This window comes from Paenibacillus sp. BAC0078 (assembly GCF_054483875.1).
The window spans coordinates 217,826-231,569 of the sequence record NZ_JBTLRW010000004.1 but is presented as its reverse complement, the minus strand read 5'-3'; the positions used below and the strand labels follow the sequence as shown (position 1 = coordinate 231,569).

At 54.2% G+C, this 13,744-nt stretch carries 16 protein-coding genes; 2 read left to right on the top strand and 14 right to left on the bottom strand.

Going from position 1 to position 13,744, the window contains the following annotated elements:
* Positions 1 to 106 precede the first annotated feature (106 nt).
* The 9 genes from ACX1DY_RS10450 to ACX1DY_RS10410 all read right to left on the bottom strand — a co-directional run bounded on the left by ACX1DY_RS10450 (position 107) and on the right by ACX1DY_RS10410 (position 7,505).
* Positions 107 to 931 (bottom strand): purine-nucleoside phosphorylase, encoded by an 825-nt coding sequence (locus ACX1DY_RS10450; RefSeq protein ID WP_458964132.1) that lies wholly within the window; start codon positions 929 to 931, stop codon positions 107 to 109.
* 26 nt (positions 932 to 957) lie between these two features.
* Complete coding sequence (gene deoB / locus ACX1DY_RS10445) at positions 958 to 2,136, bottom strand: phosphopentomutase (RefSeq protein WP_458964131.1); 1,179 nt, start codon at positions 2,134 to 2,136, stop codon at positions 958 to 960.
* A gap of 138 nt (positions 2,137 to 2,274) precedes the next feature.
* A complete protein-coding gene (gene xerD / locus ACX1DY_RS10440) occupies positions 2,275 to 3,165 on the bottom strand; it encodes a site-specific tyrosine recombinase XerD (protein ID WP_458964130.1) in 891 nt (296 codons plus the stop codon).
* 156 nt (positions 3,166 to 3,321) lie between these two features.
* Complete coding sequence (locus ACX1DY_RS10435) at positions 3,322 to 3,555, bottom strand: DUF4227 family protein (RefSeq protein WP_458964129.1); 234 nt, start codon at positions 3,553 to 3,555, stop codon at positions 3,322 to 3,324.
* A gap of 176 nt (positions 3,556 to 3,731) precedes the next feature.
* On the bottom strand, positions 3,732 to 4,199 hold the full coding sequence (gene fur, locus ACX1DY_RS10430; RefSeq protein WP_458964128.1) for a ferric iron uptake transcriptional regulator: 468 nt from the start codon (positions 4,197 to 4,199) through the stop codon (positions 3,732 to 3,734).
* Between the two features lie 408 nt (positions 4,200 to 4,607).
* Positions 4,608 to 5,240 (bottom strand): stage II sporulation protein M, encoded by a 633-nt coding sequence (gene spoIIM / locus ACX1DY_RS10425; protein WP_458964127.1) that lies wholly within the window; start codon positions 5,238 to 5,240, stop codon positions 4,608 to 4,610.
* A 54-nt stretch (positions 5,241 to 5,294) separates the two neighbouring features.
* Positions 5,295 to 5,507, bottom strand: coding sequence for a hypothetical protein (locus ACX1DY_RS10420; RefSeq protein WP_458964126.1), 213 nt, complete (start codon positions 5,505 to 5,507; stop codon positions 5,295 to 5,297).
* 235 nt (positions 5,508 to 5,742) lie between these two features.
* Entirely contained in the window at positions 5,743 to 6,942 is a 1,200-nt protein-coding gene (locus ACX1DY_RS10415) for an endonuclease Q family protein (RefSeq protein WP_458964125.1), read from the bottom strand.
* Positions 6,933 to 7,505 carry an NUDIX domain-containing protein gene (locus ACX1DY_RS10410; protein WP_458964124.1) on the bottom strand — a complete coding sequence of 191 codons (573 nt, stop codon included), beginning with the start codon at positions 7,503 to 7,505 and terminating at the stop codon, positions 6,933 to 6,935. The genes ACX1DY_RS10415 and ACX1DY_RS10410 overlap by 10 nt, the downstream gene beginning before the upstream one ends.
* 76 nt (positions 7,506 to 7,581) lie before the next feature.
* Here ACX1DY_RS10410 and ACX1DY_RS10405 point away from each other — a divergent pair, with 76 nt between their 5' ends.
* Complete coding sequence (locus tag ACX1DY_RS10405) at positions 7,582 to 7,755, top strand: hypothetical protein (RefSeq protein ID WP_458964123.1); 174 nt, start codon at positions 7,582 to 7,584, stop codon at positions 7,753 to 7,755.
* Between the two features lie 122 nt (positions 7,756 to 7,877).
* Here the strand turns inward: ACX1DY_RS10405 and ACX1DY_RS10400 are convergent, their stop codons facing one another.
* A complete protein-coding gene (locus ACX1DY_RS10400; protein WP_458964122.1) occupies positions 7,878 to 9,005 on the bottom strand; it encodes a M20/M25/M40 family metallo-hydrolase in 1,128 nt (375 codons plus the stop codon).
* 95 nt (positions 9,006 to 9,100) lie between these two features.
* Between ACX1DY_RS10400 and prli42 the strand changes: the two genes are divergently transcribed.
* Complete coding sequence (gene prli42 / locus ACX1DY_RS10395; RefSeq protein ID WP_458964121.1) at positions 9,101 to 9,202, top strand: stressosome-associated protein Prli42; 102 nt, start codon at positions 9,101 to 9,103, stop codon at positions 9,200 to 9,202.
* Positions 9,203 to 9,279: 77 nt separating this feature from the next.
* On the opposite strand, the gene lipB is transcribed toward prli42, so the two are convergent.
* The 4 genes from lipB to ACX1DY_RS10375 all read right to left on the bottom strand — a co-directional run bounded on the left by lipB (position 9,280) and on the right by ACX1DY_RS10375 (position 13,590).
* Positions 9,280 to 9,978 (bottom strand): lipoyl(octanoyl) transferase LipB, encoded by a 699-nt coding sequence (gene lipB / locus ACX1DY_RS10390; RefSeq protein WP_458964120.1) that lies wholly within the window; start codon positions 9,976 to 9,978, stop codon positions 9,280 to 9,282.
* A 54-nt stretch (positions 9,979 to 10,032) separates the two neighbouring features.
* Positions 10,033 to 11,463, bottom strand: coding sequence for a dihydrolipoamide acetyltransferase family protein (locus tag ACX1DY_RS10385; RefSeq protein ID WP_458964119.1), 1,431 nt, complete (start codon positions 11,461 to 11,463; stop codon positions 10,033 to 10,035).
* Positions 11,464 to 11,568: 105 nt separating this feature from the next.
* Positions 11,569 to 12,555 (bottom strand): alpha-ketoacid dehydrogenase subunit beta, encoded by a 987-nt coding sequence (locus ACX1DY_RS10380; RefSeq protein ID WP_019909710.1) that lies wholly within the window; start codon positions 12,553 to 12,555, stop codon positions 11,569 to 11,571.
* A gap of 3 nt (positions 12,556 to 12,558) precedes the next feature.
* Complete coding sequence (locus ACX1DY_RS10375; RefSeq protein WP_458964118.1) at positions 12,559 to 13,590, bottom strand: thiamine pyrophosphate-dependent dehydrogenase E1 component subunit alpha; 1,032 nt, start codon at positions 13,588 to 13,590, stop codon at positions 12,559 to 12,561.
* Positions 13,591 to 13,744: the final 154 nt, after the last annotated feature.

Sequence of the window (13,744 nt, the reverse complement as noted above, 5' to 3'; positions counted from 1 at the left end):
TCCTTAAAAGGACGGTATCCGTTTCAGCGAGAAATATAAGGATAGTTTATAGAGTGAAACATATAAATTCTTATATTTTCAAAAATAAACCAGCGCGCGTCCAGGCCTACATCTTCGGAATAAACGCCAGAACCAGCTTCAAAAAGTGCTCGCGCACCCGTTCTGCCGTCTCCATAACCTCCGCATGGTTCAGCGGCTGATCCAGAATACCGGCTGCCATGTTGGTGATGCAGGAGATGCCCAGCACCTCAATACCGGCATGGCGGGCAACAATCGTCTCCGAAACCGTAGACATTCCCACCGCGTCTGCGCCCTGACGGCGCAGCATCACGATTTCGGCAGGCGTTTCATAGCAAGGCCCAAGAAGTCCGGCATACACGCCTTCCTTAAATTCAAAACCCTGTGCAGCCGCAGCCTCCTTAGCCGCTGCAATCAAGCGCGGGCTGTAAGGGGTGGACATATCCGGGAAACGCACGCCCAGCGCATTGTCGTTGGGTCCGATCAGCGGATTGCGTCCGGTCAGGTTCAGATGATCGGTAATCAGCATTAGATCGCCGGGTGTGAAATCCGTGTTGACGCCGCCGGCAGCATTGGTCACCAGCAGGCTCGTTACACCAAGCTCCTTCATTACGCGTACCGGAAAAGCCGTCGTCTCCGGTCCATAGCCCTCATACATGTGAAAGCGGCCTTTCATCATGACCACACGGCGGCCTTCGATCATGCCGATCAGCAGCTCACCTTCATGTCCTTCCACCGTGGACACCGGGAAATGTGGAATTTCGTTATACGGAATCACTACCTCATCCGTGATCAGATCCGCCAGAACGCCAAGGCCGGAGCCGAGAATAAGGCCGATTTCCGGGGCAACCGTACATTTATCCTTAATATAAACTGCTGCTTCTTGAATGTTGCTCTGGGTCACTACGCTCATGGTTATTGCCTCCTGAAAGTTATGTCTTACTTCAATTCTGCCAAAAAGCTTGTCCCATACTTTGGCGCCTTCGCCCCGAAGTTGTCGGCAATCGTCGCCGCCACATCCGAGAAGGTCTGGCGGATGCCCAGGCTGGCCGGAGCCGTGAATCTTGGGCTGTAGATTAGCAGCGGCACATACTCACGCGTATGATCCGTTCCGCTGTGGATCGGGTCATTCCCGTGGTCTGCCGAGATGATCAGCAGATCATCTTCGGTTAAGGTGGACAGCAGCTCAGGAAGCGCCCGATCAAATACCTCCAGCGCACGTCCATATCCTTCAGGATCACGGCGGTGGCCGTACAGGGAGTCGAAATCTACCAGGTTGGTGAACAGGAAGCCGTCAAACGGCTTGCGCAGCTCTGCAATAGTAAGCTCAATCCCGTGCTCGTTGCTTTTTGTCGGGTAGGCTGCCGTAACCCCTTCACCGGTGAAAATATCATTTATCTTGCCGACGGCAATCACGTCCTTGCCGATATCCTTCAGCGCATTCATAACTGTTGGCTCCGGCGGCTTCACCGCATAGTCATGACGGTTAGGTGTGCGCACGAAATGCCCCGGCTCGCCGACATATGGGCGGGCGATAACGCGGCCTACCGAGAATTCAGGAGCCATCGTCAGCTCGCGGGCGATTTTGCAGGCGCTGTACAGCTCGTCCAGCGGAATAATATCTTCATGTGCGGCAAGCTGAAATACGCTGTCTGCGGACGTATACACGATCCATGCGCCGGTCTTCATTTGCTCTTCGCCGTACTCCACCAGAATCTCCGTACCGGAGGCCGGTTTGTTGCCGATCACCTTGCGGCCGGTCGCCGCTTCGAACTTCTCGATCAGCTCGGCCGGGAAGCCGTCCGGGTAGGTGTTGAACGGGATCTCAATCTTCAGTCCCATCAGCTCCCAGTGTCCGGTCATCGTATCCTTGCCTACCGAAACCTCCTGCATTTTACCGTAGTATCCGGTTGGGGCAGCTACAGGCTCAAGCGGCGGCAATGGCGCAATATTCGCAAGTCCAAGCTGCTGCAGATTAGGGAGCTTCAGCCCCGGAACCCGCTCCAGAATATGTCCCAGCGTGTGGGACCCTTTATCTCCAAAACCTTCGGCATCCGGCGCTTCACCGATACCTACGCTATCCAGCACAATAAATCCGACTCTTTTAAATGAGGACATGCTGTCTCACTCCTTCGTTGTATGCATCACTCAATATATTTCCATCATAACGGTCTTACTCACAAAAAGCATCTTTTAGAGCCCGGTACCGGGCATCTTTCACTACGCTATGGTGCGCATCCAGAATACTTTGGGTCATCAAGCCCGTGGATGGTGGCTCTCATAGACTTCCTTCATATTCTTGCGGGCAATGCCGCTGTAAATCTGGGTGGTCGAGATGTCGGCATGGCCAAGCATCTGCTGCACTGAACGCAGGTCGGCTCCACCCTCAAGCAAATGCGCGGCAAAGGAATGCCTTAACGTATGCGGTGTAATATCCTGTTCTATGCCCGCTTCCCGGGCGTATTTCTTTATGATTTTCCAGAAGCCCTGCCGGGTCAGCCGTCCGCCCAGACTGTTCAGGAACAGGGCCGGCTCCTCCGCATTGCCCCGCAGCAGCTTGTCCCGCAGCCCGGCGGCGTACGCCGCAACGCACTCCGCAGCGATAGTGCCAATCGGAACAATCCGCTCCTTGCCGGAAGCTCCGGTGCAGCGGACATACTTCATTTCGGTGTGCACATCGTCCACATTCAGCGAGATCAGCTCCGACACACGGATGCCGGTTGCATAGAGCAGCTCCAGCATCGCTTTATCGCGCATACCCTGGGGAGTATCCCCGCCCGGAGCACCCAGCAGCCGCTCGATCTCCCCGACACTCAGCACCATTGGCGGCTTGTTGCTTGGTTTTATTTTGTCCATATCCAGCGTCGGGTCTTGCATGGTCAGACGTTCCTTCAGCAAATAATGAAAAAAGGCACGGAGTGACACCGTATTCCGGTTCACTGTTGCGGCTGCCCGCCCTGCCCCTCGTTGTGCCGCAAGATACAGCATGATATGCGACCTTCTGATCTCTTCCGGCGACGCCAGCCCCCGCTCCTCGGCAAAATCCAGAAACTGCGAAATATCCCGCCCATAGGATTCCAAGGTGCTTGGCGACAAGCCCTTATCTTCGGACAGATACTGCATAAACGGCTGCAAATGTGACTTCATCAATCCACGCTCCTGTCTTACTCAGGCTGCACTTCACGGTTCTGCAACATTTAGGCATGGGGTCCGGCGGCAGGCTCCGTATGATTAAGCCAGGCCTGGCCCCGCCTTAGCTTCATTCGACAGACTTTTAGCTTTTTCCTGCTTGTGGAGGAGTATTCACTCCCCATACCAGTAATAGAACCGCAGTCTCTCGCCTGTGTTCAATCCCTCACCGCTGCGTGGAGCCTCCTGAAAGGCCTTAACGGCAGTTCCTTCCGGTATTTCATAATTCTCAATTGGGCTAATCCAGCCGCTGATCCAGCTCATGGCATAATAGGCAGAACAACTGAGCGCAACCAGTAATGTCATAAAATACAACCGGCGCACTGTTTTTGGCACAGAGACGATCACATGAATGCCTCCTTTTTCGGCAGTAAGCCTGCCTGAAATAGCGTTCGCAAGACTCGTCCTTCAATGTATGCGCCGGGGACTGAAGTTATGTATGAAGCCCTTGTACATCATTTAAAAAGCCCCCTCCGGTATGTTGCACCGGTGAGAGCTTATGTGGCAAATCTTCATCTATAAGCTTATTCGGAAGTATTGCCGTCCGTATTATTCTTATCCTTGCAGCGGTGGCAAATTCCGTGAAAATCAAGTCTATGATCAAGAACCGTAAAATTAAATTCCTGCTCCAGCCGCTCTTCCAGCGGGCCCAGCCAATCCTCACGAATCTCATCCATCGAGCCGCATTGCACACAGATGAGATGATGGTGATGATGCTTCGCCGTATCTGTTCGCAGATCATAACGGGCAACGCCGTCTCCAAAATTAATCTTCTCCACGACATGAAGCTCACTCAGCAGTTCCAGGGTACGATAGACGGTGGCAAGACCGATCTCCGGAGCTTTTTCCTTCACCAGCATGAATACGTCTTCTGCGCTCAGATGATCCTCTTCATTCTCGAGCAGAACTCTTACCGTCGCTTCCCGTTGGGGCGTAAGCTTGTATCCTTGGGATTGTAGCTGTTGTTTAATCTTATCTATCCGTGCTTCCATTGTCTGCCTCCCCCTTGGAAAATTACCGCACCGGGCATGAAATCACTTCTTCCATTATAGAGGGAGTCGCTTTGAGAAGTCAAACGCTTTTAGAACCTTACATTTCTGTTGTAAAAAAAGTTGCACTCGGGCTATTTTCCGATAATTTTACTCACAGCATACAGTCGCTTTATCCCTTCAGTACCTGCCCATCCGCCTGCACTTGCCAAAATAATGTTATGGAACAGCTTCATAGCTATAGAATAAGTCATTGTACCAATGATGATCTCAATCACAAAAAACCTCAGGACATCCCCCTTGGTTACAACGTAGACTTTGAATTCTTGATTATGAAGATTTGGTCTCATTATCCACCTCTAAAGTGTTTATGTAACCAATATGCTTCATTATGTTTGTCTAATTCCGTTTTCAGGCATTATTAACAAGCATTGGAGTAACCCAGCGCATCATCGACGGCGTAACCCAGGCCTCAAAACCGGAGACCCCCAGCACAAGCACCACCATCCCGAGAGATAACATCGTGTACATCGCAAATGGACGGGTGACTAGGGAACGCCGCTGGCCCAGCACCCGGCTGCGGATCATCTGCAGAGAAAAGCCAATCGCCGCCGCACTGCATACGAGCAGCACCGGAATCAGCACGAGATTATGCGGCGCAACTGAGACCAGCGCGAACAGCATGCCGTGCCATGAATACTCGCTGACGAGAGTACCGACTGTAAAGCCGATCAGGACTCCTTTAAGAAAATCAAGGATCAGTATTCCCGGCAGCCCGATTACAGACAATCCGAGAATCCAGATCAGCCCGATCCACTTCAAATTTAGAACGGCAATCTCCCAGTAGGAATCCGGCGCAGCCGGCAGTCCCTGCTGATCGACCGTGACGAAGAAATTGCCTAAGTAATCTCCGAGCTCCTGCTGCTGATCCAGAGTCAACGCGCTCACAATCAGCGCCCCGAAAACAACCCCAACCAAAAACAATACCGCAACAAAAATATAAAGAGGCGTCTGCTCCTTCACCATCAGCCGCAAGCTGCGCATCGGGACGTTCTCCTTTCCGGTCATATGTTACACCATATGAAGAAACCTCCCGCTCTATGACTTGTCCTCGGCAAGAAGGAGCTTGCCGATGCCGCCGCCCCCACAGGCCTTCAGGCTCGCAGTAACGGCAGAAATGCCGTTATTGGCGATCACTCGGGCTTTCAGGCTCGCAGTAACAGCAAAAATGCCGTTGTTGGGGCTTCCGTAGGCTTTCAGGCTCGCTGTAACGGCAGAAATGCCGTTGTTGGCGATCACTCGGGCTTTCATGCTCTTAATAACTGCAAAAATGCCGTTGTTGGCGCTCTCGTGGGCTTTCAGGCTCGCTGTAACGGCAATTATGCCGTTATTAGGGCTCCGCAGGCTTTCACGTCAGCAGTAACGGCAATTATGCCGTTACTCCCGCTCCCACTCGCCTCCACCCCCGCCGCCAAAACAAAAAATCGCCCCACCCGCAGTAACCCTGCTGATGGGACGACCCTTTATTGCTCATTGCAGCTTGTAGCTACTCTTTGGTTTTCAGCACCTTGCCATAGGTTCCGCCGCCGCCTGAGGATAGCTCAAGCGTGCCGGAACGGGCCAGGACGATCTGTCCGGCCAGTTCGGCTCCGATAACGGCGGCAAGCTCGGCTTCGCTTGCCGTGTGCAGAATCTTCATCTCCGTGCCAAAGGCCTGCAGCAGCGCCTCCAGCTTACGTTTCCCAAGGCCCGGAATGAACTCAAGCGGCACCTGGTAATGGTAGGCTGGCCGGTGAGCGGGAATCGACGGCTGATCCCGGTCCGCGATAGCCAGAATCCGGTCAAATACGCCCTGCACCAGCTTCTGTCCGCCGCAATACGGGCAGCGCTCCGACGTGGCATAAGCCTCGTCGATAATGCTGCCGCAGCCCGCGCAGTACGTGCGGTGGTACTTGCCAAGCCGGGGATTCAGCCCGAAATTGGCGCTGACCCGCCGTCCTTCCCGGCGCTCCAGTGCCAGCCGCAGCTCACTGAACGAAAGCTTGGCCATCTCGATAACGTTGTATTCACGGCCGATTTTACCCAGAGAATGGGCATCGGAATTGGTCAGAAACGTATAGCGGTCTAGCTCGGAAATATATCCGGCCATCCCGGAATCGGCGCTTAGCCCCAGCTCAACCGCAGCGATGCGCTCCAGGTCAAACAGCTCCGCCATCCGCTCCGCAGCACAGCCGTATAGCCCCTTATGCGGCGTAAAAATATGAGCCGGAATCAAAATACCGCCCCGCCCGTAAATCTCATCCTGCAATTCCCGGGCAGGAGCATACATGCGCTGGGAGCTGAGATTAACATTCCGCATATGCTTGGCCATCCAGCCGCTGAAATTCTCCATGGCCGCAAGATCCGGCATAAAGGCGAGGACATGGCACTCTTTTCGCCCGGGCTCACGGATTTCGATTTCCGCCCCCAGCAGAATGGTCGTCCCCCGGTAAGCAATTCCGCCGCCCTCCGCTTCGGTCATCTCGCCGGAATCAAGCAGCGTGCGAATATCCCGCAGCACACCCGGGGAATGGCTGTCGATAATCCCGATCAGCTCTATTCCCTTGCGCTCCGCCGCTTCTTTGGCGATGCCTGCAAAGGTGAGGTCGCGGCTACCGCTGATTTTGACCGCCTGCCCTTCTGAGGTACGCCCGATATGCACATGCAGGTCGCAGTAGTAGCTGGACAGCTTCGACTCTAGTGCCATTGGCCTGTCAACGTGTACAGATGCCAGGCGTACACTGCCATCATCGTCTTGGCGTCGGCAATACGACCGTCTGCAATGTATTGGTAGGCTTCCTCAAGCGAAAGCTCGGATACCTCCAGAAATTCATCCTCGTCCAGCGCCATTTCCCCCGGCTGGGCATTGTCCGTCACATACAAATGGATAATCTCATCGGCAAATCCGGGAGAGGTGTAGAACGACTTCAGCAGCTTCAGGTCGCCGCTGTGAAACCCTGTCTCCTCCTGAAGCTCGCGTCCGGCGGCAACCAGCGGGTCTTCGCCCTTATCCAGCTTGCCTGCGGGAATTTCCACCTCTGTGCGGTGCATCGGCTGGCGGTACTGCTCCACAACCAGCATTTTCCCCTGGTTCAGCGCAAGGACCGCTACAGCACCCGGATGCTTCACGACTTCACGGGTTGCGGTATTGCCGTCAGGCAGCTTGACCGTATCCACCTGCAGCGTAATGATTTTGCCCTCAAAAATCGGCTGTGTAGACAGCGTTTCCTCATCGAGTAAAGGGTTGCGGTTGATTTCAGCTTTTTTCATAGTTTCATGGTCTCCTTTGGCTTCGATCTGCATAGGGTGTATTATAGCAAACTTAAGAGGAAAGAAGGAATGCAGGATGAACGACCTCCTTGTCCGTACAAGCTCCTCCGGCGTTACAATGATCGGCAGACCGGAAGAAATCAGGGCCAAATTGGCCGGGTGGATGAAGCAATATGGACGTGATATGCCGCTGGCCTACATCCTGCTGCTGCACTCTGAATCCCGAAGCAACCCTTACAAGGCCGGATAATATTCCGCTTACGGTAAGGTCTCAGCAAATTCAGCAGTCTTGTAAACATAAGGAGCTGTTCCCGGGGATAACCCACGGAGACAGCTCCTTCATGCTATCCAGAGCCGCGAACGCTGCCGGAATTAGCCCTTTACGCTTTCTTTTACAATCGCTACAACAAGCTCAGCCACTTTGACAATATCTTCGGCCTTGATCCGCTCCTTGGTGGTGTGAATATGCTCATAGCCGATGGCCAAATTCACCGTTGGAACCTTATGGCCGTTGAACACATTGGCATCGCTGCCGCCGCCGGAATGGAACAGGCGTGTAGTCAGGCCAAGAGAGGTGATCGCTCGGTCTGCCAGTTGTACGACAGGATCATGCTCAGTGAAGTTGAACGCCGGATAAATAATCTCACTGCTAAATTCGCTTTGCGCACCGTATTCACGGGCCGTAGTCTCCAGCGCTTCACGCATGGAAGCGACCTGCAGCTCCACCTTCTCCTGCACAATGCTGCGCGCTTCCGCATCCAGTTGTACATAATCACAGACAACATTAGTCGGACCGCCGCCGGCAAATTTCCCGATATTGGCCGTGGTTTCACTGTCAATGCGGCCAAGCTTCATCGCTGAGATCGCCTTGCTGGCAACCTGAATGGCACTGATGCCATCTTCGGGATTTACGCCCGCATGAGCCGATTTGCCGAAAATCTGCATCTTCACTTTCGCCTGGGCCGGTGCGGCAACAGCAATCGCCCCCACCTCGCCGTTGGAGTCCAGGGCAAAGCCGAAATCCGCATCGAGCAGCTCCGGGTTCATGGACCGTGCACCCAGAAGTCCCGATTCTTCACCTGCGGTGATCACAAATTGAAGCTGTCCATGCGGCAGCTTGTGCTCCTGAATTACGCGGATAGCTTCGAACAACGCAGCCAGTCCGGCCTTGTCGTCCGCGCCAAGAATCGTGCTGCCGTCGCTGGTAATCCAGCCGTCTTCCCCAAGGGAAGGCTGAATATTTTGCCCGGGAACCACGGTGTCCATATGGCAGGTGAACAAAAGCTTCGGTGCGGCGGCTCCGTCCACCGCAGGCCAGGTAACGAGCAGATTACCTGCTCCATGACCCGTGCGTTCCTGTGAATCATCTTCAGCAGCGGTAAGGCCGAGGGCGCTGAATTTTCCCTTTAGAACATCGGCGATTTGCCGTTCGTTTCCTGTCTCACTATCAATACGGACAAGCTCCATGAATTCCTGAATCAAACGTTCCTCTGATATCATCGGACTTTCCTCTCTTTCCCGGATACGTTACAATAGTAATAATGCTTGAATTGATCTGTACGCTTTATCTTAAACTAATTTCAAAGGAGTCACACATGCAACGTAAAAAATGGTTTCGTGTCTTTATCTACGTTATGCTGATCGCCATGATCGCCTCTACTGTGCTGGTTGTCCTAGAACCTTTCCTGGCCGGTTAATGACTGGGCTGCCCGTTAATAATAGCGTCCGGAAGCTCCGGACGCTATTTGACTTGTCATACATGTATAGTGTTCCGCTATTCCGTTCGCAGCAGCTCTCTATATGGAAAATGCTTCAGGAAATAAGGGACCAGCTCTCCCGCAACCTGCTCAAGGTCAAAAGAACGGCCAGCGCATTCCTCAAGCGACGTCACTCCATATTCCGCTATGCCGCAAGGGATAATTCCCTGAAATCCCCGCTCTCCGATCCCTGCTGAGATGTTGAACGCAAAGCCGTGGCTGGTGATAAAACCTCTGCGGAGCTTGCTTTTGTTGAACTTGACCCCGATGGCGCAAATCTTCTCATCGCCGACCCATACACCGGTGTATTCCGGCTTACGGCTCCCCACAATTCCATAGGCGGCCAAAAAGTCAATAATAACGGACTCCAGCCGCCGCAGGTAGCCGTGAAGATCCACCTTGCCGTTCTCACCAAGCCTCAGCAGCGGATAGCCGACTAGCTGGCCGGGGCCGTGATATGTAATATCTCCCCCCCGGTCGATCTCAAACAGCGTAATGCCTTGTTCCTTAAGCTGTTCAGCGCTGAGGAGCAGATGTTCAGGATGATGCTGTGAACCGATGGTATAGGTAGGCGGGTGCTGCAAAAGAATCAGCCGCTCGCTGGCCGCTCCGGCATCAATGGCCTGAACAGCTTCCTTTTGCAGCCCCCAGGCCGCACCGTATTCCATCAGGGGCAGATATGAAACTTCCAGTAGGCGTATGTCCGGGCTGCTCATGCTTTTCAAATCCCCTTTGTATTCCAGTCTCCTGTTGCTGGGCCAAACCTTGTATTAATACAACTGGCTATCCGGCGTGTAGGCTTCCACATTATCCTTGACACGCTGCAGGAAGCGGCCGCAAATGACTCCGTCCAGAATCCGGTGGTCCAGGGACAGGCAAATGTTGGCCATAGAGCGTATGGCAAGCATATCGTTGATCACAACAGGCTTCTTCACAATGGATTCAAAGGTCAGAATGGCTGCCTGCGGATAGTTGATAATCGGGTAAGACAGGATGGAACCGAAAGATCCGGTGTTGTTGACGGTAAAGGTGCCTCCCTGCATATCCTCCAGCCGCAGCTTTCCTTCACGGGTCTTAAAGGCCAGCTCCTCGATTTCGCGGGCAAGCCCGGCGACATTTTTCTGATCCGCTTTTTTGATGACCGGCGTCATGACAGAATCCTCCGTGCCGACGGCAAGCGAGATGTTGATATCGCGTTTGACGATGATTTTATCAACGGCCCAGACCGAATTCATAATCGGGTAATCCTTGAGGGCACTGACGACAGCCTTCATCAGAAAAGCAAGATAAGTCAGGTTGATGCCTTCCTTGCGCTTGAACTCATCCTTCAGTTTATTGCGCAGCACGACAAGATTGGTCACATCGACTTCGATCATCGTCCAGGCATGCGGAATCTCCGAGACACTCTGGCGCATCTTGGTAGCGATGGAGTTGCGGATCGGGGTTACATCAATCAGATACTCCGAGCTGCTGCCCCGCCCGCCTTCCACTTCGATTGTGGGAATACGCGGCGTTTCGCTGAGATGCAGGCCGGAATGGCGGACTGGCGCAAGCACCTCCTGCACATCTCCCTGAATAGGCTGCTGTATAGCCGTAGGCGCTTGCTGTACGGCAGAAGCTGCCGGTGCAGCAGCAGAACCTGCGGCAGATACGCCGCCGTTCTCCAGGAACGTCAGCACATCCTTACGCGTGATGCGTCCGCCGAGACCGGTTCCCGGCACAGCCGCAAGGTTAATGCCGTGCTCTGCGGCAAGGGTCTGTACCGCAGGGGAATAACGCGAGCGCATCGGTGCGCTGGCATCAAAATCGGCGGCAGGCACAGCGGGTCTGCCCGCTGCCGGAGCCGGGCTTGGTGCAGCCGGGCGGGACGCTGCCCCACCCTGAGGCGCAGCGCTCACCGCAGGCGCTTCAGCAGCCGGTGCTGCCGGTGCGCTTGGCGCAGCGGAACCGGCTACGGCGATGCGGGCGATAACCTCGCCCACGCTGACCGTCTGGCCTTCTTCGGCCAGCAGTTCCACTAAAGTACCGTCCACAGTGGCAGGAAGCTCTGCATTCACCTTATCCGTAATGAGATCACACAGCGGTTCATACTGCTCTATAGCATCGCCCGGCTTCTTCAGCCATTTGCCAATCGTTGCCGACACCAGCGACTCCGCGAGCTGCGGCATAATCACATCGGTCAGCTTGCTATTGTCAGACATGTTGTCACTCCTTAAAATTTGGTAAACATTTGCCTATATGGACACCCATGCCGCTCTTTCGCGGCACTTCAGATGATTGTCCGGACATCGTTATTTCAGGATGGATCAGTACTGCGCCAGACGCAGCATTTCGGCCTTGACCTTATCCTTGCTGAGCATGAAGAACTTCTCCATCGGCGGGCTGATCGGCATCGCCGGCACGTCCGGTCCGCAGAGGCGGAAGATCGGCGCGTCCAGCTCGAACAGGCAGTGCTCGGCAATAATCGCCGCCACTTCGCCGCCGATGCCTCCGGTCTTGTTGTCCTCATGGACAATCAGGACCTTGCCGGTCTGCCGGGCAGCGGCAATGATCGCGTCACGGTCCAGCGGCTGCAGGGTGCGCAGATCGAGGATATGCGCGGTAATACCTTCCTCACGCTCCAGCTCCTCCGCCGCCTGCATCGCAAAATGCAGCGGCAGGCTGTATCCGATCACCGTAATATCGCTGCCTTCACGCAGCAGGTTCGCTTCGCCAATTGGAACGGTGTAGTCGCCTTCCGGCACATCTTCCTTGATCAGCTTGTAGCATTTCTTGTTCTCGAAGAAAATTACCGGATCGGGATCACGCACAGCCGCCTTCAGCAGTCCCTTGGCATCGTAAGCCGAATAAGGGGCAACAATCTTCAGTCCCGGCGTGCCGAAAAAGATCGACTCCGGGCATTGGGAATGATACAGCCCGCCAAAAATCCCCCCGCCGATCGGCGCACGAATAACCACCGGACAGTTCCAGTCGTTATTGGAGCGGTAACGGATTTTGGCCGCTTCACTGATAATCTGATTGGTTGCCGGCAGCATGAAATCGGAGTACTGCATTTCGGCAATCGGCTTCATGCCGTACATTGCCGCACCGATCGCCACACCGGCAATCGCGGATTCCGCCAGCGGCGTATCCATTACGCGCTCCGCCCCGAACTGCTCCTGCAGCCCTTTGGTGGTGGTGAACACGCCGCCCTTGACGCCGACATCTTCCCCAAGCACGAATACCGATTCATCGCGCTCCATCTCTTCCTTCATTGCCAGCCGGATGGCATCAATATATTCCATCATCGCCATGGGTTACGCCCCTCCTTTGAAGTCAGATTCGCTGTACACATGCAGCAGCGTATCTTCCGGTTTCGGAAACGGCGCATTTTCAGCGTATTCAATAGCTGCTTTCAGCTCCAGATTGAATTCGGCAACAAGATCGCGTTCCTTCTCATCGTTCCATAATCCAAGGCCGGTCAGATAGTTGCGGAAGGCAGCGATGCCGTCCTTCTTCCAGTTGGCATCCACTTCCTCCTTGGTCCGGTAAGCCAGATCGTTGTCCGAAGTAGAATGCGGAGACAGGCGGTACATCATCGCTTCAATCAGCGTCGGGCCTTCTCCCGCAAGGGCGCGCTCACGCGCTTCCTTCACTACGCGGTACACCTCCAGCGGATCATTGCCGTCCACCCGGATGCCAGGGAAGCCATAGCCCAGCGCACGGTCACTGACCTTGCCGCCAAGCTGCTTATGAGCTGGAACGGAGATCGCATACTGATTGTTCTGGCAAAAGATTATTACCGGCAGCTTATTCACCCCGGCGAAATTGCACGCTTCATGGAAATCCCCCTGGTTGCTGGAGCCCTCCCCGAAGGTGACGAAGGAAACAAACTTCTTCTTCTGCATTTTGGCAGCCAGTGCGAAACCTACGGCATGCGGCACCTGGGTTGTCACCGGACTTGAACCGGTCACAATCCGCAGACGTTTGCTTCCGAAGTGACCCGGCATTTGTCGTCCGCCGCTGTTAGGGTCCTCTGCCTTGGCAAATACGGACAGCATCAGCTCCCGCGTGGTCATTCCCACGGACAGAACAAAGGCATAATCACGGTAGTAAGGTAAAAAATAATCGTTCTCCCGGTCCAGCGCAAAAGCCGCCGCTACCTGCGCCGCCTCCTGGCCGATGCCCGAGACATGGAAGTTGATCTTTCCGGCGCGCTGCAGCAGCAGACTGCGCTCATCGTATTTCCGCCCCATCTGCATATATCTGTACATATCGATGACCTGGCCGTCACTGAGTCCAAGCTGCTTATGTCTGTTAACGGTTTCTACAGTACCTTGGGATTCCATAAGAGGTACCTCCTAAAAATTTTGTACTTTGTGCAAAACCGGCTGGCAAGCAACACTACAACGAAGTATATGCCCTGATCTTAAAACCAGGTACTAAATCTCGCTCCAGTACATTATAATCCCTTTCCAGTCAAAAAGAAAAGCCAAGAAAAGC

Coding starts and splice junctions, on each gene's coding strand:
- xerD (WP_458964130.1), bottom strand. CDS start 3,165: ATGAAGTCACATTTGCAGCCGTTTATGCAGTATCTGTCCGAAGATAAG.
- ACX1DY_RS10450 (WP_458964132.1), bottom strand. CDS start 931: ATGAGCGTAGTGACCCAGAGCAACATTCAAGAAGCAGCAGTTTATATT.
- ACX1DY_RS10420 (WP_458964126.1), bottom strand. CDS start 5,507: ATGAAAGCCCGAGTGATCGCCAACAACGGCATTTCTGCCGTTACAGCG.
- ACX1DY_RS10385 (WP_458964119.1), bottom strand. CDS start 11,463: ATGTCTGACAATAGCAAGCTGACCGATGTGATTATGCCGCAGCTCGCG.
- lipB (WP_458964120.1), bottom strand. CDS start 9,978: ATGAGCAGCCCGGACATACGCCTACTGGAAGTTTCATATCTGCCCCTG.
- ACX1DY_RS10380 (WP_019909710.1), bottom strand. CDS start 12,555: ATGGCGATGATGGAATATATTGATGCCATCCGGCTGGCAATGAAGGAA.
- ACX1DY_RS10405 (WP_458964123.1), top strand. CDS start 7,582: ATGAACGACCTCCTTGTCCGTACAAGCTCCTCCGGCGTTACAATGATC.
- ACX1DY_RS10400 (WP_458964122.1), bottom strand. CDS start 9,005: ATGATATCAGAGGAACGTTTGATTCAGGAATTCATGGAGCTTGTCCGT.
- spoIIM (WP_458964127.1), bottom strand. CDS start 5,240: ATGCGCAGCTTGCGGCTGATGGTGAAGGAGCAGACGCCTCTTTATATT.
- ACX1DY_RS10410 (WP_458964124.1), bottom strand. CDS start 7,505: ATGAAAAAAGCTGAAATCAACCGCAACCCTTTACTCGATGAGGAAACG.
- prli42 (WP_458964121.1), top strand. CDS start 9,101: ATGCAACGTAAAAAATGGTTTCGTGTCTTTATCTACGTTATGCTGATC.
- ACX1DY_RS10375 (WP_458964118.1), bottom strand. CDS start 13,590: ATGGAATCCCAAGGTACTGTAGAAACCGTTAACAGACATAAGCAGCTT.
- fur (WP_458964128.1), bottom strand. CDS start 4,199: ATGGAAGCACGGATAGATAAGATTAAACAACAGCTACAATCCCAAGGA.
- ACX1DY_RS10415 (WP_458964125.1), bottom strand. CDS start 6,942: ATGGCACTAGAGTCGAAGCTGTCCAGCTACTACTGCGACCTGCATGTG.
- deoB (WP_458964131.1), bottom strand. CDS start 2,136: ATGTCCTCATTTAAAAGAGTCGGATTTATTGTGCTGGATAGCGTAGGT.